This is a genomic window from Stenotrophomonas sp. YJH_SMC_48-3, from assembly GCF_059369375.1.
In genome coordinates this window covers 378,009-394,048 of the sequence record NZ_JCAFSQ010000002.1, presented here as the reverse complement: position 1 = coordinate 394,048, position 16,040 = coordinate 378,009, and the positions used below count along the sequence as shown (strand labels likewise).

Here is a 16,040-nt window from a genome sequence, read left to right as displayed (position 1 = left end):
TGGTTGGGTCATCCGGATGTCACGCCGGGGCCGCGATATAATGGGGGTTCTCCCCTGCCGAGGGGCGCTGCGACCGGATCCCACGAGGCCCGGCCAGGCTCGGTAAGGTGGCTTTGTAACAACGGCGCCCGGCTAGATGCGAGCATCCGCTCGTCCACAACCGGAGCACACGAATGAACGCTGTTGCCAAGACCTTCTCCACCGAAGGTGACTACAAGATCCGCGATATCACGCTGGCCGACTGGGGCCGCAAGGAACTGGACATCGCCGAGCACGAAATGCCGGGCCTGATGTCGATCCGCCGCAAGTACCAGGCCGAGCTGCCGCTGAAGGGCGTGCGCGTGACCGGGTCGCTGCACATGACCATCCAGACCGCGGTGCTGATCGAGACCCTGAAGGACATCGGCGCCGACGTGCGCTGGGCCTCGTGCAACATCTTCTCGACCCAGGACCACGCGGCCGCCGCCATTGCCGCCACCGGCACCCCGGTGTTTGCCTGGAAGGGCGAGACTCTGGAAGAGTACTGGGACTGCACCCTGGACGCGCTGACCTTCACCCTGGCCGACGGCACCCTGACCGGCCCGGAGCTGGTGGTGGACGACGGCGGTGACGTGACCCTGCTGATCCACAAGGGCTACGAACTGGAAAACGGCAGCGACTGGGTCAACACCGCCTCTGCCTCGCACGAAGAACAGGTCATCAAGAACCTGCTCAAGCGCGTGGCCAAGGAGCGCCCCGGTTACTGGGGCCGCGTGGTCAAGGACTGGAAGGGTGTCTCCGAGGAGACCACCACCGGCGTGCACCGCCTGTACCAGCTGGCCCAGGCCGGCACCCTGCTGATCCCGGCGATCAACGTCAACGACTCGGTCACCAAGAGCAAGTTCGACAACCTGTACGGCTGCCGCGAGTCGCTGGCCGACGGCCTGAAGCGCGCGATGGACGTGATGCTGGCCGGCAAGGTGGCCGTGGTCTGCGGCTACGGCGACGTCGGCAAGGGCTGCGCGGCCTCGCTGCGTGCCTACGGTGCGCGCGTGATCGTCACCGAGATCGACCCGATCTGCGCCCTGCAGGCGGCGATGGAAGGCTATGAAGTCAACACCATCGAATCGACCCTGGGCCGTGCCGACCTGTACGTCACCACCACCGGCAACCGCGACATCATCCGCATCGAGCACCTGAGCGCGATGAAGGACCAGGCCATCGTCTGCAACATCGGCCACTTCGACAACGAGATCCAGGTCGACGCACTGGTGTCCTACCCGGGCATCAAGCACGTCAACATCAAGCCGCAGGTGGACAAGTACATCTTCCCGAACGGCAACGCGATCTTCCTGCTGGCCGAAGGCCGCCTGGTGAACCTGGGCTGCGCCACCGGCCACCCGAGCTTCGTGATGTCCAACAGCTTCGCCAACCAGACCCTGGCACAGATCGACCTGTGGGCGAACAAGGACAGCTACGAGAAGAAGGTGTACCTGCTGCCGAAGAAGCTGGACGAGGAAGTGGCGCGCCTGCACCTGGAAAAGATCGGCGTGAAGCTCACCACCCTGACCCAGGAACAGGCCGACTACATCGGCGTGCCGGTGGAAGGCCCGTTCAAGCCGGACCACTACCGCTACTGATGCCTTCAGGGTGCCGGACAGCGGCCGGCACTACCGGTGCATGCGACACGGACGGGCGCCTTCGGGCGCCCGTTCTGCGTTGGCGCGCCACCGCCGCGCATCCACCCGCAGTAGCCTCGGTCAAGGCAACGCGCCCAGCGCGCGCTACGATGCAGCCATGACCCCGGCCATCAACCTGCTCAAGCGCGAGAAGATCGCCCACACGGTGCGCAGCTACGTGCACGACGCCCACGCCGAATCGTACGGCGGCGAAGCCGTCGACAAGCTTGGCCTCGATCCGGCCCAGGTGTTCAAGACCCTGCTGGCCAGCACCGAGGCACACGAACTGCTGGTGGCGATCGTGCCGGTGGCCGGCCAGCTGGACCTGAAGGCTCTGGCCGAAGCGGCCGGCTGCAAGAAATGCGAGATGGCCGCCGCCGACGCCGCACAGCGCGCGACGGGTTACCTGGTCGGTGGCATCAGCCCGCTTGGGCAGAAGAAGCGCCTGCGCACCTTCCTGGATGCCAGCGCTCAGGCATTGCCCGCGCTGCATGTCAGCGCCGGTCGCCGCGGTCTGGAAGTGGAACTGGCGCCGGCTGACCTGCTGCGCCTCACCGCCGGCCACTACGCTGCCATCGGCAAGTCTCGCTGATGCGCTGGCCCTGGTCTGCAGCGCGGATACCCCGTCTCGACGATGCACAGGCCGATGTGCTGTTGCAGGACCTGCTGTCGCGCGACGCAACGCGCATCACCGATGCCGCACGTAGCGTCGCACGGCTGTTCAGTGCCTCATCGTTGGACGCGTTGGCCACACATGTCGACCTGATCGAACGCAGCTGCGAGGGCATCGCCCTGGGCGGCATGCTGATCAGCAACCAGGCACACCTCAAGGCGGGCCTGCAACGGCTACGCTACTGGCAGGCGCGTAAGGGATGCCTGTGTGCGCTCAACCCCGGCTACCCGTTCTTCGATCCGCGTCGCCTGATCGAACAAGGGCAGATGCAGCTGCTCTCGTTGCAGGAGGCCGAGGAGGGTTGGGGCGATTGCCACACCGTTGCCTGCACGCAATGCGGCCAGCATTGGCAGGCCATCGACCGCGAGTACCATTACCCGTGGTGGGAATGGAAAGCTGCCTGAAGGCCAAGCAGCCACGCATGGCGTGGCTCTACTGCGGCCCGCACATTCACGCGATGCGTGGATGGCAAATATTGCTCACGGCCGCCAGTTCGCGTTGTTCTCCCAGAACTCGACAGAACGCCGGTACGCCTCACGGTCCAGCGGCACGCCGGAGCCGCCCTCCTCCACGCCCAGCGCATTGCGCATCATCGTGATCGGCGCCATTGGCACCTCTTCCGGTTCGGCGGTGTAGATGCAGCCGACGATGCCCCAGTCGGCCTCGATCGGCGAACCTTCCCTGGCCAGCTGCTCGGCGCTGTACAGGATCACCACCAGGTAGTTCGCACGCGGCGATTCCACGCCCTCGAACCAACGCACCAGCACCGGCAATTCCTCGCGGTTGCGCGCTTCGTAACCACTGCGCAGCAGGTGGCGGTTGGCCTCGGTGACCGGCACCGTCAGGCAGCGCGTGCTGGTCCAGTTCTCGTAGACGAACAGCTTGCAGAACGGGGCGTAGCCGTCGAGCACCTTCAGCGGCGCCTGCGCATTGAGGTGTGCCTCGAACTGCTCGGCAGTGCAGTCCTGGATGGTGTTGCCGCGCGGCACGCGCGGGAACAGGCGGGGACGGGCGAAATCGGTGAGGACGATGGACATGGCGCAGGTGTGATCAGGAGTTCTGCTGCACAGGGTAACTGCTGGCAGCCCCTACAACGCCATCCGCTCGCGCAGTTCACGTGCCTGCCGCCGCGATACCTCCACCTCGCTGCCGTCGTCCAGCGTCAGGTCGTAGCCATCTGCAATGCTGGGCGTCACGCCACGAATGCGGCGCAGGTTGACCAGCGTGTTGCGGTTGGCGCGGAAGAACAACTCCGGCGGCAGGCGAGCTTCCAGCGCGCTCAGGCTGCGGGTCAGCAGGGCGTTCTGGTCGCGGAACCATAGCCGTGTGTAGTTGCCATCCACCAGCAGCAGACGGATCTCCGAGACCGCGACGAACCAGCAGCGTTCGCCCTCGCGCACGAACACCTGGTCCTGCGCGCCCAGCGTGCTGCGCGGCTCCGGCGTTTCGCCCGCCACCACCTCGCGCTGGCGCGCCCGCTGCAACGCTTCCAGCAAGCGCGGCGCCTCGACCGGCTTCACCAGATAGTCCAGCGCGTTGGCCTGGAAGGCGCGCACCGCATAGGTGTCGTAGGCGGTAACGAAGACCACCGCCGGCACCGTCTCCAGCCCATCCAGCACATCGAAGCCGCTGCCGGAGGGCATCTGCACATCCAGCAGCACCAGGTCCGGCGCCAGTGTGGCGATCGCCTCGCGTGCAGCGGGCACATCGTCGGCCTCGCCCACGCACTGCACCCATGGCAGCGCCGACAACAGCGTGCGCAGCTCCTGCCGCGCCAGCCGTGCATCATCAACGATCAACACACGCAGCACGCCACTCATTGCGGAATCTCCAGCAGGGCCTGCATGCGGTCGCCGACCGGCTGCAACATGAAACTCCCCTGCGTGCCAAGCTGCGCACGCAGGTAGGCAAGGCCGACGCCATGGCCATGGGTGGGCTCGTTGGCGCCGCCCAGCGGATTGTCCACCTGCAGGCGCAGTACGTCATTGTCCAGCGTGGCCCGGATCTCTATCCCGCCGCCGCCCGGGCGGCTGGCGATGCCATGCTTGATCGCGTTTTCCACCAGCAGCTGCAGCGCCATCGCCGGCAGCTGTGCCTGCAGGGCGTCGGCATCGATCTGCCGGTTCACCTGCAGGCGCTGTTCGAAGTGGACTGCCTCGATGGCCAGGTAGTCGTCCACGACCGCCAGTTCCTCCGCCAGCGTGACCTGCTCGCTGCGGTTGTGTGCCAGCGCCTGGCGCAGCGTGCGCGACAGGCGGGTGACCATGTCGCGCGCACGCTCAGGATCTTCCAGGATCAGCGCACGCAGGTTGTTCAGCGCATTGAACATGAAATGCGGGTTGAGCCGTGCACGCAGTGCATCGCGCTCCAGCGCGCTGCGCTCGGCCTCGGCACGCAGGCGCGCCAGGTCCGCACTGCGTATCCGGCGCAGGCTGTGCAGGCCTGCCCAGAGCGCTGCCCACAGGGCCAGCATCACCGCAGTGGTGTACCAGTAGAGCAGCAGCGCCTTGGGGCTGAAGTCGGCCGTCTTCCGCCCCAGGCTCACCCAGTTCCAGGCCAGCGCCGAGTGCAGCGCGATGTTCACCAGCAGCTGCGCCACTGCCGCGCCCAATGCCACCGACAGCGCCAGCCGCAGCAACAGCCCGGCCGTGCCGCGCGCCCACCAGTCGGCACGCAGCGCCAGCGCACGGATGGCACCGCTGCACCCGAACAGGGCCAACGCCAGGCCCAGCGTGATCAACACGCCTGCGCTTCCGGCATCGCTGAAATAGGCCTGGCGCAGGCCGATTCCGGCAACGCCATAGAGCGCCCACACCAGCGCATTGAGCAGCCAGAAGCGTACCGTCGAGGAGGAATCCGGCATGTCCATTCCGAGGCGTGTTGAAACTCAGTGGTGGTGGTCGAGGAAGGCCTGCACCTGACCGCGCAGCCAGCGCGGATCATCCCACATCAGGAAGTGGAACCCCTGCGCGCTCATCGCGATCTGCACGCCCTGCAGTTTCGCGTACTGCGCATGGAACACCGCGCGCGTGCTGTCCTCGGTGCCGCCCATCGGCTGGTAGCCGGCCCAGCTGCCCAGCACCAGCGTCGGTGCGGTGATCGAGGCGATGCTGTCACGCAGGTCGGTGGTCATCACCGCATGCATGGCGTCAGCGGTGGTCTGGCGGTCGCTGGCTTCGCCCCAGCGCCCCAGTTCGGCCTGCCGCTGCGGATCGCGTGTCATGCCCGGCAGGCCGGCTTTCAGCTGCCCCTGCCACTGCGCGGCATCGGCGGCGAGCATGCCCTTGCGCAGGTGGTCGGCCATCGGCCGCACGCTGTCTGCGGTGGCGTTCGGGTCACGCGCCGCCGGCAGGAACGGCAATGCATCGACCACCACCAGTGCGCTGACCGCCTTCGGCTCGGCCTGCGCCACCTGCAGCCCCAGCAGGCCGCCAAGACTGTGGCCGATCACCACCACCGGGCCCAGCTGTTGGTCGTGCAGGTAGGCCAGCAGCTGCCCGCGCATCGCCGTCAGGAATTCGGCCGGGCGCGGGTCGGCAGGCGCAGCGCCGGCAAAGCCCGGCAGCTGCACCAGATGGCACTGCACGTCCTTCAGCGCCAGGCAAGTCTCGCGCCAGACCTCGGCGCTGCTGTTCAGGCCGGGGATCATCAGCAGCGGACGGCCCTTGCCGACCACCTCGACCTGCACCTTGCCCGCACCCGGGGCGCCGACAGTGGCGGCATGCGCCGAGCCGGAACCGAGCACGGCCATCGCCATGCCGATCATCGCCAGCCGGGCCAGCGCCTTCATTGCGTACCAGAGTGCCAGGAAGATCTTCATCGTCTGCTCCTTCATCGGGTGGGTGCTGCCGGGATGGGAGCAGCGTGGGCCCGGCCGACGCATGCCGGTTGCGATTTCGGAGCAGCGGCCGCACGGCGGGGCGAACGGTCGCGGGTTGGGGACGGTTGGTCCTCACGCAATCTTCAAACATCCATCTTGATGAAGCGATATACTGCTTCGCACCTGCCGCCGCCGCCCGCGCCATGACCGCCATCAGCTTCGAGTTCTATCCGCCCAAGACCGACGAACAGCGCAGCCAGCTGGACCGTGCCGCGGCCAAGCTGAAGGACTACGGTCCCGAGTACGTGTCGTGTACCTTCGGCGCCGGTGGCTCGACCCTGAGCTACACCTCCGAAACCGTGCGCCATCTCAACCAGCACCACGGTTTCGATGCCGCGCCGCACCTGTCGTGCGTGGGCGGCACCCGCCAGGAAATCCGCGAGCTGCTCAAGCTGTACCGCGCCATCGGCTGCCGCCGCCTGGTCGCGCTGCGTGGCGACCTGCCCTCGGGCATGGGCTTTCCCGGCGACATGCGCTATGCCGCCGAACTGATCGCCTTCATCCGCGCCGAACACGGCGATGCGTTCCACATCGAAGTGGGCGCGTATCCGGAGACACATCCGCAGGCCTCCGATTCACTGGCTGACCTGAGGCACTTCAAGGCCAAGATCGATGCCGGTGCCGATGCGGCCATCACCCAGTATTTCTTCAATCCGGACGCGTACTTCCATTTCGTCGATGAAGTGCGGCGGCTGGGCGTGCAGGTGCCGATCACGCCGGGCATCATGCCGATCGCCAACTTCAGCCAGCTGCGCCGCTTCTCCGAACAGTGTGGTGCGGAGATTCCGCGCTGGATCAGTCGCAAGATGCAGGCCTATGGCGATGATGCGGAGTCGGTGCGTGCATTCGGCACGGAAGTGGTGGCCCGGCTGTGCCAGCGCCTGATCGAAGGCGGCGCGCCCGGCCTGCACTTCTACACGCTGAACCTGGCCAAGCCGACCACCTCGGTGCTGAAGCTGCTCCAGGGCTGAAAGCACGCCGCGCGAGCATGATCGGCGTTACCCTGCGGGCATGATCCGGCTTTCCTTCCTGCTGTTGCTGCTGCCGCTGTGCGTGCTGTCGAGCGTCGCCCACGCACAGTCCACGCGCCTGAACCGCTGTACCGATGCCCAGGGCCAGAGCGTGTATACCGACCGTCCCTGCGACAGCCTGGGTGCGCAGTCGCGGCTGCCGCCGCCTGCGCCCAGCGGCAACATCCTGCAGCGCGATACCCTGGGGGCACGCTGCCCGCGTCGGCTGAGTGAACTGGTGGACGCATTGCGCAACGGCATCGTCAGCAATGATGTGAACCGGCTGTCCTCGCTGTACCTGTGGGGCGCGGTCTCCGATGCGGGCGCGCAGCGAATCCTCGGTCAACTGGAATCGCTGGTGCGGCGGCCGCTGGTGGACGTCGTGCCGGTGTATCCCTCGCAGGCGCTGCCGCAATCGCAGGATGAGGGCCAGAGCCCTGCTGCGCAGGGATCCGACTCTGTGGCCTCCGTGGCGCGGCATCCGATCGGCCTGCGCCTGGAACAGACCTTGCCCGGCAGCGTGTCGCGCGCTTCGACGGTGCTGGGGTTGCGGCGGCAGTACGGGTGTTTCTGGATCACGTTGTGATCGGGAGGGTCAGAGCCCCGCGTTGCGATGATCCGACCCTGACATCACGCCGGCCACAGCGCGCGAATGGCGGCGATGCCCTGCCCACCATGGCGACGCGCCTCACTGATGTGGCCACTGCCCATGCCACCCAGCGCGTAGATCGGCAGTGACACCTGCGCACGCAGCTCGGCGAAGGCATCCCAGCCCAGCGGCACGGCATCGGGATGGCTGGCCGTGGCCTGCACCGGACCCAGCACGGCGAAGTCGCAGCCCAACTGCTGTGCGGCCTGCAGCTGCTGCAGGTCATGGCAGGACGCGGCCACCAGCTGGCCTTCGGGCAGCGGACGCTGCGACAGCTCCAGCAGCTGTTCGCTGCCCAGATGCACGCCCACGCCCAGTGCGCGTGCCAGCTCGATATCGCGGTTGAGCAGCCACTGCACGCCGCTGCGGCGATGCGCACGCACGACCTGCTCGACCATCGCCTGCCGCTGCGGATGGGCCGTCGGCAACCGCAGTTGGATGCGCTGCTGGCCCGCAGCCACCACGCGCTGCAGCTGTTCATGCCAATGCCGCACGCCGCCCTCATCATCGGCCGGCGGCGGGGTGATCAGGTAGCTGTCGGGCTGGCGCAGGGCGGCCACCACCGGCAGGTCTGCCGGCGGCATTGAATAGCGGCCCAGCTTGTCGGGCGCCACCCAGGTGATCGCCTGGCCCTCCCGCCCACGCGGTGTCCCCTTCCAGCTGCGCACGTGGCGCACCTCCAAGGTCAGGTGCTTGTCCGGATAGCGCTGCGGCACATCCATCAGCCACTCGCCGACATCGGCCTCGATGCCCAGTTCCTCGCGCAGCTCGCGCACCAGCGCCTGTTCGGAGGTCTCGCCGGATTCGCGTTTGCCGCCGGGAAACTCCCACAGGCCGGCCATGTCGCGGTTCTCGGTACGGCGGTTGAGCAGCACGCGGCCACGGGCGTCGGTGATGACGGCGGCCACAACGTGGATCGATCGGGTGGGGGAAGGCATGGGGGGAAGCATGCCCAGAACAGGGCGGCCGGCGCAATCACGGATCCGCTGCAACTCCCCTGCCACAAACGAAAAGCCCCGCTTTCGCGGGGCTCTTCGGCATCAGCTCAGCTGGCCGTGGCAGTGCTTGTACTTCTTGCCACTGCCGCACGGGCACGGATCGTTGCGGCCGATCTTCGGCTCGTCGCGCTGCATCTGCGCCACGCCCTGCTGGGCAGCCTGCACCTGCGCGGCTTCCTCGTCGGCGCTGTAGCCGCCCACGTCCTGGTGCTGGAACTGCGACTGGCTCAGGCGGGCTTCGGCCTGCTGGCGTTCGGCCGCTTCCAGCGCCTGCACTTCCTCGTCGCTGCGGATGCGCACGCGCGACAGCAGGGTCACCACTTCGCGCTTGACGTTTTCCAGCATGTCCGAGAACAGCTCGAAGGCTTCCTTCTTGTATTCCTGCTTCGGCTGCTTCTGCGCGTAACCACGCAGGTAGATGCCCTGGCGCAGGTAATCCATGCGCGCCAGGTGCTCCTTCCAGCTCTGGTCCAGAACGGTCAGCATCACGTGCTTCTCCAGCGCGCGCATGGTCTCTTCGCCCACGCCGGCTTCCTTCTCGGCGAAGTGCTGGTTGACGCGTTCCTGAACCTTGGCGGCAATCGCCTCGGCGTCCAGCTCCTCGTGTTCCTTGACCAGGTCGGTCAGCGACATCTGCAGGCCGAAGTCCGACTCGAGGGTCGCTTCCAGGCCACGCAGGTCCCACTGCTCGTCGATCGAGTTCGGCGGCACGAAGCGGGCCACCACGTCGAAGATCACGTCGTCGCGGATGCCGTCGACGTTGTCCTTCACCGATTCGGCGTCCAGCAGCTCGTCGCGCTGGGCGTAGATCACCTTGCGCTGGTCGTTGTTGACGTCGTCGAAGTCCAGCAGGTTCTTGCGGATGTCGAAGTTGTGGGCCTCGACCTTGCGCTGCGCCTTTTCGATCTGGCGGCTGACCAGGCGGTCCTCGATGACGTCGTCTTCCTTCATGCCCATCATGCGCATGGCCTTCTGCACCCAGTCGGAGGCGAAGATGCGCATCAGGTTGTCTTCCAGCGACAGGTAGAAGCGGGACGAACCCGGGTCACCCTGGCGGCCGGAACGGCCACGCAGCTGGTTGTCGATACGGCGCGACTCATGGCGCTCGGTGCCGACGATGTGCAGGCCGCCCGCCGCCTTCACTGCCTCGTGGCGCTTCTGCCAGTCGGCCTTGACCGCGGCTTTCTGCTCGTCGGTCGCGTCCTCGCCCAGCGCGTGGAGCTCTGCTTCCAGCGAACCGCCCAGCACGATGTCGGTACCACGGCCGGCCATGTTGGTGGCGATGGTCACCGCGCCCGGACGGCCGGCGTTGGCGACGATGGTCGCTTCGCGGTCGTGCTGCTTGGCATTGAGCACTTCGTGCTTCACACCGGCCTTGCTCAGGTGCTCGGACAGCATTTCCGAAGTTTCAATCGAGGTGGTACCGACCAGCACCGGCTGGCCGCGCTTGGCGCACTCTTCAATGTCGGCCAGCACCGCATTGAACTTGCCCTTGCGGTTGAGGAACACCTGGTCCGGGCTGTCCTTGCGGATGGTCGGGCGGTTGGTCGGGATCACCACCACTTCCAGGCCGTAGATGCTCTGGAACTCGAAGGCTTCGGTATCGGCCGTGCCGGTCATGCCGGACAGCTTCTTGTACATGCGGAACAGGTTCTGGAAGGTGATGCTCGCCAGCGTCTGGTTCTCGCGCTGGACCGGCACGCCTTCCTTCGCTTCCACCGCCTGGTGCAGGCCATCGGACCAGCGGCGGCCGGCCAGGGTACGACCGGTGAACTCGTCGACGATGACCACTTCGCCGTCGCGCACGATGTAGTCAACGTCGCGCTGGTAGATCGCGTGCGCGCGCAGGGCGGCGTTGAGATGGTGGACCACGGTCAGGTTCTGCGCCGCGTACAGGCCTTCGGTTTCGCCGTTGAGGATGCCGGCTTCAACCAGCAGCTGCTCGGCGTGCTCCATGCCCGCTTCGGACAGGTGCACCTGCTTGCCCTTCTCGTCGACCCAGAAGTCGCCTTCGCCGTCTTCCGCTTCCTGCTTGACCAGGTGCGGCACGACGCGGTTGACACGGATGTACAGCTCCGGGGAATCATCGGCCGGGCCGGAGATGATCAGCGGGGTACGCGCTTCGTCGATCAGGATGGAGTCGACTTCGTCGACGATGGCGTAGTGCAGGCCGCGCTGGTAGCGGTCGGCCTTGGACAGCGCCATGTTGTCGCGCAGGTAATCGAAACCGAATTCGTTGTTGGTGCCGTAGGTGATGTCGGCGGCGTAGGCTTCGCGCTTGTCGCTGTGCGGCATGCCCGGGTAGACCACGCCCACGCTCAGGCCCAGCCAGTTGTACAGCTTGCCCATCTGCGCGGCGTCGCGGCGGGCCAGGTAGTCGTTCACGGTGACCACGTGCACGCCCTTGCCTTCCAGCGCGTTGAGGTACACCGGCAGGGTCGCCACCAGGGTCTTGCCTTCACCGGTGCGCATTTCTGCGATCTTGCCCAGGTGAAGCACCATGCCGCCGATCAGCTGCACGTCGTAGTGGCGCATGCCCAGCACGCGGCGGCCGGCTTCACGGCAGACCGCGAAGGCTTCCGGCAGCACCTTGTCCAGGGCTTCACCACCGGCAATGCGCTGCTTGAACTCCGGCGTCTTGGCCTGAAGCTGCTCGTCGGAAAGCTTCTCGATCTCCGGCTCCAGCGCATTGATCTTGGCGACGATGCGGTTGAGCTGGCGCAGCTGTCGTTCGTTACGACTGCCAAATACGCGGGTAAGCAGGCTGTTGATCATTGAAGGAACCGGGTTGGATGGACACGACGCCCGGCCTCCCCCTGGGGATCCGTCCGCCGCAAACGAAACAGGGCGCCTGGCGCCCTGTCGATGGCAACACCCATTGTAGCTTGGGACGGGCGGCTGAGGTTTCAACCCCGATGGGGTAGTGCCGGCCGCTGGCCGGTGATCCGCGATGCTGCCGAAGATCATGAGGTTGCCGGCCAGCGGCCGGCACTACCAGGTCAACCGCATCGGGTCAGAGCCCTCCCGCGGCGCGGAAGGGATCCGACCCGGGATCAGCCGCGGCTGACGCGGCCGACCGGCGTGTTGCCGCCGTCGCCGAGGAATTTGCGCGGGTTGACCACGTTGCCGTTCTCCCACACCTCGAAGTGCACGTGGGCGCCGGTCGAACGACCGGTGGAACCGGCCTTGGCCACTTCCTGGCCGGCACGGACCAGGTCGCCGGCCTTCACCACCAGGCGGGAATTGTGCGCGTAGCGGGTGACGTAGCCATTTCCGTGGTCGACGTCGACCACGTTGCCGTAGCCCCCCTTCACGCCGGCGAAGCTGACCACGCCTTCGGCCACGGCCATCACCGGGTCACCGACCTTGGCGTGGAAGTCCATGCCCTTGTGGGTGGCGGCGCCTCGGCCGAACGGGTCGGCACGGGTGCCGAAGCCGGAGGTCACGTAGCTGTTGCGGATCGGCATGCGCGAAGGCACGGCGTTCTGCTGCAGCTGGTGGTCGAACATCAGCGACTCCATCACCGACAACTGGCGGCCTGAAGCAGCGAAGCGCTGCTCCAGCACCTGTAAGTCGGCGTTGACGTCCTTGACCGGGATGTCGCTGGTCGGACCGCCTGCGTCACCGTCACCGAGACCGGGGGTCTCGTTGAAGTCGAACTCGCCATCCTCCAGCTTGCCCATCTGGGTCAGCCGTTCGCCGAGCGCGTTGAGGCGGGTGGCCTGGGCCTGCAGCTCGCCGAGACGGGCCGCCAGCGCGTTGACCTGGGTCTGCGCATCGCGCTTGACCTTGGCCAGCTCCGCATCCTGGCGCTCGACCTTGGCCTGCAGCCGGGAATCATTCAGCGCGCTGACGCCAATGCCGCCAGCAAGGCCGATAATGCAGCCTACCCCGAGCACGCTGCCCAGCAGGGCGCGGGGGCGGTCCTCGAAATAGAACCGCAAACGCGTGATCGGCGACGATTTGGCCTGTCCTTCACGCGTTTTGATTACGATCTTTTTGAATGCCATCAGTGAGTTTTCATGTCTGAGCCGAAATCCAGCGTTCGCCCCGCGTCGGCACCGAAACCGGCGCTGGATGCGGTAATGGCGGACAAAAGCGGGAACCCGCTGCGGCGTGCCCTGTGGCTCGACGCGCTGGACCGACAGTTGCGCCCCCAGTTGCCGCCACCTCTGCGCAGCCGCTGCCGGCTGGCCAATGTGGACGGGGAACACCTCGTTTTTCTCGTCGAATCCCCGGTCTGGCATGCCAAGTTGCGGCTTGCCGAAGCCCAGTTGCTCGACGCGGCCCGTTCCATCGGGCTGAAGGCCACCAAGGTGACCATCAAGACTGCGTCTCCCACTCCCACGCGCTCCCCAGCGCTCGACAACCGGAATGGACCCCACGCAGTTTCAGCCGCCACGCACAAAGGGCTACGCGACGCCTTGGCTTGCCTGCAGGACGTTCCTTCCAAACCGAAGAAACGGTCATGATGGCAACGGAGCATCCGGCTCCGCTCCCCATCGCGCGTGTCACCACGGCGTGAAACATTTCGGGGGCCGGGTCGCATCCTAGCGGCCATCCAGGGGCCTGTCGTTAGATTGTTGTTAAAACGGCGTTAAATTCAGGCTTCGGATCCAACAGGTTCACAAAACCGTGACCTCGAACTGGCCTTGATGCCTTTTCAAGCACACTGAATGCGTCGTCTTCGCCGGAAACAACAACGCCGCCTTGGGTGGCGGCGTTTTTATCTTCAAATTCAACGGCCTACGGAATCAGGCATAGGCCGGAGTGGCGTATTCGACCGGACCCGGGGTGGCAGGCGAGTCGAAGCTGACCCATTCCCAGGCAGTGGCGTCGGCCATCAGCGCCCGCACCAGCTTGTTGTTGAGCGCGTGGCCGGATTTGAAGCCCTCGTAAGCGCCCAGCACCTGGCCACCGGCCAGGTAGAGGTCGCCGATCGCATCGAGGATCTTGTGGCGCACGAATTCGTCGGCGTAGCGCAGGCCGTCTTCGTTGAGCACGCGGAACTCGTCCAGCACGATGGCGTTGTCCATCGAACCGCCCAGGCCCAGGTTGCGCTCGCGCATGTATTCCAGGTCGCGCATGAAACCGAAGGTGCGCGCGCGGGAGATTTCCTTGGTGTAGGCCAGCGTCGAGAACTCGATTTCCTGGCGCGACTGCTTGGCCGGGATCATCGGGTGGTCGAACTGGATGGTGAAGCCCAGCTTGTAACCCTCGTACGGGGTGAAGCGGGCCACCTTGTCGCCCTCGGTCACTTCCACGGTCTTCAGCACGCGGATGAAGCGCTTGGGCGCATCCTGTTCCACGATGCCTGCCGACTGCAGCAGGAACACGAACGGGCCGGCCGAACCGTCCATGATCGGCAGCTCGGCCGAGGACAGTTCGACGATGATGTTGTCCACACCCAGGCCAGCCAGCGCCGACATCAGGTGTTCGACGGTCTGGATCTTGGCGTCGTTGCAGGTCAGGCCGGTGCACAGGGTCACTTCGGTGACCAGCTCGGCCTTGGCCGGCACTTCCACCACCGGGTCCAGGTCCACGCGGCGGAACACGATGCCATGGTTGACCGGTGCCGGGCGCAGGGTCATGTAGACCTTGTCGCCGCTGTGCAGGCCAACGCCGGTGGCGCGGATCGTGTTCTTGAGGGTGCGTTGCTGGATCATGGGGGATGGACCGGAAGTGACACATTAGATTAACACGCACGCTCCCCTACCCCGGCTGAAACGCCGGCAGGACGCGCGTGAAGCAGGGCGGCCGGGCCCATCCTGGCCCGGCGCCCGCGTTTTCAGGACATGGTGGCGCTACCCGGGGAGGACAACCCCGGGCCGCCCCGCTCAGTCCGCCTGGCGGCGCAGGAACGCCGGGATGTCCAGGTAGTCGTTCGGCAGTTCCGCCGCAGCCGGGGCCGGGGAGGACGGCGCCGACGGGGCCGAAGCGGCCGCGGTATCGCTGCTGGCGCGACGCAGGCCCAGGCCCATGCCGCCGACGGCCTTGGACACAGCGTCGCCACCGTTGTCGAAGTCGCCGAACTCCGGCTGGCCGGTCGTGGCATTGCGGACCAGCTTGATCGGCGCACGCTCGCCCGGACGCTGGGTCTTGCTGGCCGAAACGCGGTTCAGGCCGGTAGCGACCACGGTCACGCGCACTTCGTCCTGCATGTCCGGATCCAGCACGGTACCGACCACCACGGTGGCGTCTTCGGAAGCGAAGCCATCGATGGTGCGGCCGATCTCGTCGAACTCGGCCATGGTGAAGTCGGCGCCGGCGGTGATGTTGACCAGGATGCCGTTGGCACCGGCCAGGTTCACATCATCCAGCAGCGGGTTCTGGATGGCGGCTTCGGCGGCGGCCTGGGCGCGGTCATCGCCACGGGCGGTGCCGGTGCCCATCATCGCCAGGCCCATTTCGGACATGACGGTACGCACGTCGGCGAAGTCGACGTTGATCAGGCCCGGACGCACGATCAGGTCGGCGATGCCCTGCACGGCGCCCTGCAGCACGTCGTTGGCGGCGCGGAAGGCCTGGATCATGGTCGCGTTGCGACCCAGCACGGTGATCAGCTTCTCGTTCGGGATGGTGATCAGCGAGTCGCAGTGCTGGCTCAGTTCCTCGATGCCCTTCAGCGCCACCTGCATGCGGCGACGGCCTTCGAACGGGAACGGCTTGGTGACCACGGCCACGGTCAGGATGCCCATTTCCTTGGCCAACTGTGCCACCACCGGCGCAGCGCCGGTGCCGGTGCCGCCGCCCATGCCGGCGGTGATGAACACCATGTCCGCGCCCTGCAGCGCGTCCATGATGCGCTCACGGTCTTCCAGCGCGGCCTGGCGGCCGACTTCCGGGTTCGCGCCTGCGCCCAGGCCCTTGGTCACGTTGGTACCCAGCTGCAGCTGCAGCTTGGCACCACAATTCTTGATGGCCTGCGAGTCGGTGTTGGCGGTGATGAATTCCACGCCGTCCACCGCCGAGTTGACCATGTGCGCCACGGCATTGCCGCCGCCGCCGCCCACGCCAACCACCTTGATCACCGCATTGGGTGCCATCTTTTCGATCAGTTCAAAATGCGCCATGTCCGTGTCCTCGTTGTATCCGCTTGTCGGTGGCATGGACGGTCGGGCCTCCTGCCTTCGCGTGTCATGTTGCCGTTGCGGCTGTGTGGGTTGTGTATT

General features: G+C 66.4%; 15 protein-coding genes and 1 riboswitch. Of the genes, 6 read left to right on the top strand and 9 right to left on the bottom strand.

The window, feature by feature from the left end:
• Window positions 1–53: 53 nt before the first annotated feature.
• Window positions 54–137, top strand: a riboswitch (S-adenosyl-L-homocysteine riboswitch).
• 36 nt (window positions 138–173) lie between these two features.
• From ahcY to AC5P65_RS04610, 3 genes are all read left to right on the top strand, one after another.
• Window positions 174–1,619 carry an adenosylhomocysteinase gene (ahcY, locus tag AC5P65_RS04620; RefSeq protein ID WP_019661087.1) on the top strand — a complete coding sequence of 482 codons (1,446 nt, stop codon included), beginning with the start codon at window positions 174–176 and terminating at the stop codon, window positions 1,617–1,619.
• 157 nt (window positions 1,620–1,776) lie between these two features.
• Entirely contained in the window at window positions 1,777–2,250 is a 474-nt protein-coding gene (gene ybaK, locus AC5P65_RS04615) for a Cys-tRNA(Pro) deacylase (RefSeq protein WP_019338083.1), read from the top strand.
• Window positions 2,250–2,735 (top strand): hypothetical protein, encoded by a 486-nt coding sequence (locus tag AC5P65_RS04610; RefSeq protein ID WP_111098009.1) that lies wholly within the window; start codon window positions 2,250–2,252, stop codon window positions 2,733–2,735. The genes ybaK and AC5P65_RS04610 overlap by 1 nt, the downstream gene beginning before the upstream one ends.
• A gap of 75 nt (window positions 2,736–2,810) precedes the next feature.
• Here AC5P65_RS04610 and AC5P65_RS04605 read toward each other — a convergent pair whose 3' ends face one another.
• Genes AC5P65_RS04605 through AC5P65_RS04590 form a run of 4 tightly spaced genes read right to left on the bottom strand, consistent with a single transcriptional unit; the run spans window position 2,811 to window position 6,151 of the window.
• Complete coding sequence (locus AC5P65_RS04605) at window positions 2,811–3,368, bottom strand: DUF3228 family protein (RefSeq protein ID WP_010481895.1); 558 nt, start codon at window positions 3,366–3,368, stop codon at window positions 2,811–2,813.
• A gap of 51 nt (window positions 3,369–3,419) precedes the next feature.
• Window positions 3,420–4,151: a LytR/AlgR family response regulator transcription factor gene (locus AC5P65_RS04600; RefSeq protein ID WP_111098010.1), complete on the bottom strand. Its 732-nt coding sequence runs from the start codon at window positions 4,149–4,151 to the stop codon at window positions 3,420–3,422.
• On the bottom strand, window positions 4,148–5,194 hold the full coding sequence (locus tag AC5P65_RS04595; protein WP_031270244.1) for a sensor histidine kinase: 1,047 nt from the start codon (window positions 5,192–5,194) through the stop codon (window positions 4,148–4,150). Before AC5P65_RS04595 ends, AC5P65_RS04600 begins: the two co-directional genes overlap by 4 nt.
• A gap of 24 nt (window positions 5,195–5,218) precedes the next feature.
• Window positions 5,219–6,151 (bottom strand): alpha/beta fold hydrolase, encoded by a 933-nt coding sequence (locus AC5P65_RS04590; RefSeq protein WP_180832826.1) that lies wholly within the window; start codon window positions 6,149–6,151, stop codon window positions 5,219–5,221.
• A gap of 203 nt (window positions 6,152–6,354) precedes the next feature.
• Between AC5P65_RS04590 and metF the strand changes: the two genes are divergently transcribed.
• Both metF and AC5P65_RS04580 read left to right on the top strand, forming a co-directional pair.
• Window positions 6,355–7,182: a methylenetetrahydrofolate reductase [NAD(P)H] gene (gene metF / locus AC5P65_RS04585; protein WP_111098011.1), complete on the top strand. Its 828-nt coding sequence runs from the start codon at window positions 6,355–6,357 to the stop codon at window positions 7,180–7,182.
• Between the two features lie 40 nt (window positions 7,183–7,222).
• On the top strand, window positions 7,223–7,807 hold the full coding sequence (locus tag AC5P65_RS04580; RefSeq protein WP_180832827.1) for a DUF4124 domain-containing protein: 585 nt from the start codon (window positions 7,223–7,225) through the stop codon (window positions 7,805–7,807).
• Between the two features lie 44 nt (window positions 7,808–7,851).
• Here the strand turns inward: AC5P65_RS04580 and AC5P65_RS04575 are convergent, their stop codons facing one another.
• The 3 genes from AC5P65_RS04575 to AC5P65_RS04565 all read right to left on the bottom strand — a co-directional run bounded on the left by AC5P65_RS04575 (window position 7,852) and on the right by AC5P65_RS04565 (window position 12,878).
• Entirely contained in the window at window positions 7,852–8,808 is a 957-nt protein-coding gene (locus AC5P65_RS04575) for a Nudix family hydrolase (RefSeq protein ID WP_111102183.1), read from the bottom strand.
• Window positions 8,809–8,910: 102 nt separating this feature from the next.
• On the bottom strand, window positions 8,911–11,643 hold the full coding sequence (gene secA / locus AC5P65_RS04570) for a preprotein translocase subunit SecA (RefSeq protein WP_111098014.1): 2,733 nt from the start codon (window positions 11,641–11,643) through the stop codon (window positions 8,911–8,913).
• 278 nt (window positions 11,644–11,921) lie between these two features.
• Window positions 11,922–12,878, bottom strand: coding sequence for a M23 family metallopeptidase (locus AC5P65_RS04565; RefSeq protein WP_019661077.1), 957 nt, complete (start codon window positions 12,876–12,878; stop codon window positions 11,922–11,924).
• Window positions 12,879–12,890: 12 nt separating this feature from the next.
• Here AC5P65_RS04565 and AC5P65_RS04560 point away from each other — a divergent pair, with 12 nt between their 5' ends.
• Window positions 12,891–13,340 carry a DciA family protein gene (locus AC5P65_RS04560; protein WP_026347140.1) on the top strand — a complete coding sequence of 150 codons (450 nt, stop codon included), beginning with the start codon at window positions 12,891–12,893 and terminating at the stop codon, window positions 13,338–13,340.
• 282 nt (window positions 13,341–13,622) lie between these two features.
• Here AC5P65_RS04560 and lpxC read toward each other — a convergent pair whose 3' ends face one another.
• Window positions 13,623–14,534, bottom strand: coding sequence for a UDP-3-O-acyl-N-acetylglucosamine deacetylase (lpxC, locus tag AC5P65_RS04555; protein ID WP_019661076.1), 912 nt, complete (start codon window positions 14,532–14,534; stop codon window positions 13,623–13,625).
• A gap of 171 nt (window positions 14,535–14,705) precedes the next feature.
• Complete coding sequence (gene ftsZ / locus AC5P65_RS04550) at window positions 14,706–15,941, bottom strand: cell division protein FtsZ (RefSeq protein WP_021203432.1); 1,236 nt, start codon at window positions 15,939–15,941, stop codon at window positions 14,706–14,708.
• Between the last annotated feature and the right edge of the window lie 99 nt (window positions 15,942–16,040).

What these genes read in the sequence shown, in the direction of transcription:
- ahcY (WP_019661087.1), top strand. Translation starts at nt 174, where the DNA reads ATGAACGCTGTTGCCAAGACCTTCTCCACCGAAGGTGACTACAAGATC.
- ybaK (WP_019338083.1), top strand. Translation starts at nt 1,777, where the DNA reads ATGACCCCGGCCATCAACCTGCTCAAGCGCGAGAAGATCGCCCACACG.
- AC5P65_RS04610 (WP_111098009.1), top strand. Translation starts at nt 2,250, where the DNA reads ATGCGCTGGCCCTGGTCTGCAGCGCGGATACCCCGTCTCGACGATGCA.
- AC5P65_RS04605 (WP_010481895.1), bottom strand. Translation starts at nt 3,368, where the DNA reads ATGTCCATCGTCCTCACCGATTTCGCCCGTCCCCGCCTGTTCCCGCGC.
- AC5P65_RS04600 (WP_111098010.1), bottom strand. Translation starts at nt 4,151, where the DNA reads ATGAGTGGCGTGCTGCGTGTGTTGATCGTTGATGATGCACGGCTGGCG.
- AC5P65_RS04595 (WP_031270244.1), bottom strand. Translation starts at nt 5,194, where the DNA reads ATGCCGGATTCCTCCTCGACGGTACGCTTCTGGCTGCTCAATGCGCTG.
- AC5P65_RS04590 (WP_180832826.1), bottom strand. Translation starts at nt 6,151, where the DNA reads ATGAAGATCTTCCTGGCACTCTGGTACGCAATGAAGGCGCTGGCCCGG.
- metF (WP_111098011.1), top strand. Translation starts at nt 6,355, where the DNA reads ATGACCGCCATCAGCTTCGAGTTCTATCCGCCCAAGACCGACGAACAG.
- AC5P65_RS04580 (WP_180832827.1), top strand. Translation starts at nt 7,223, where the DNA reads ATGATCCGGCTTTCCTTCCTGCTGTTGCTGCTGCCGCTGTGCGTGCTG.
- AC5P65_RS04575 (WP_111102183.1), bottom strand. Translation starts at nt 8,808, where the DNA reads ATGCCTTCCCCCACCCGATCGATCCACGTTGTGGCCGCCGTCATCACC.
- secA (WP_111098014.1), bottom strand. Translation starts at nt 11,643, where the DNA reads ATGATCAACAGCCTGCTTACCCGCGTATTTGGCAGTCGTAACGAACGA.
- AC5P65_RS04565 (WP_019661077.1), bottom strand. Translation starts at nt 12,878, where the DNA reads ATGGCATTCAAAAAGATCGTAATCAAAACGCGTGAAGGACAGGCCAAA.
- AC5P65_RS04560 (WP_026347140.1), top strand. Translation starts at nt 12,891, where the DNA reads ATGTCTGAGCCGAAATCCAGCGTTCGCCCCGCGTCGGCACCGAAACCG.
- lpxC (WP_019661076.1), bottom strand. Translation starts at nt 14,534, where the DNA reads ATGATCCAGCAACGCACCCTCAAGAACACGATCCGCGCCACCGGCGTT.
- ftsZ (WP_021203432.1), bottom strand. Translation starts at nt 15,941, where the DNA reads ATGGCGCATTTTGAACTGATCGAAAAGATGGCACCCAATGCGGTGATC.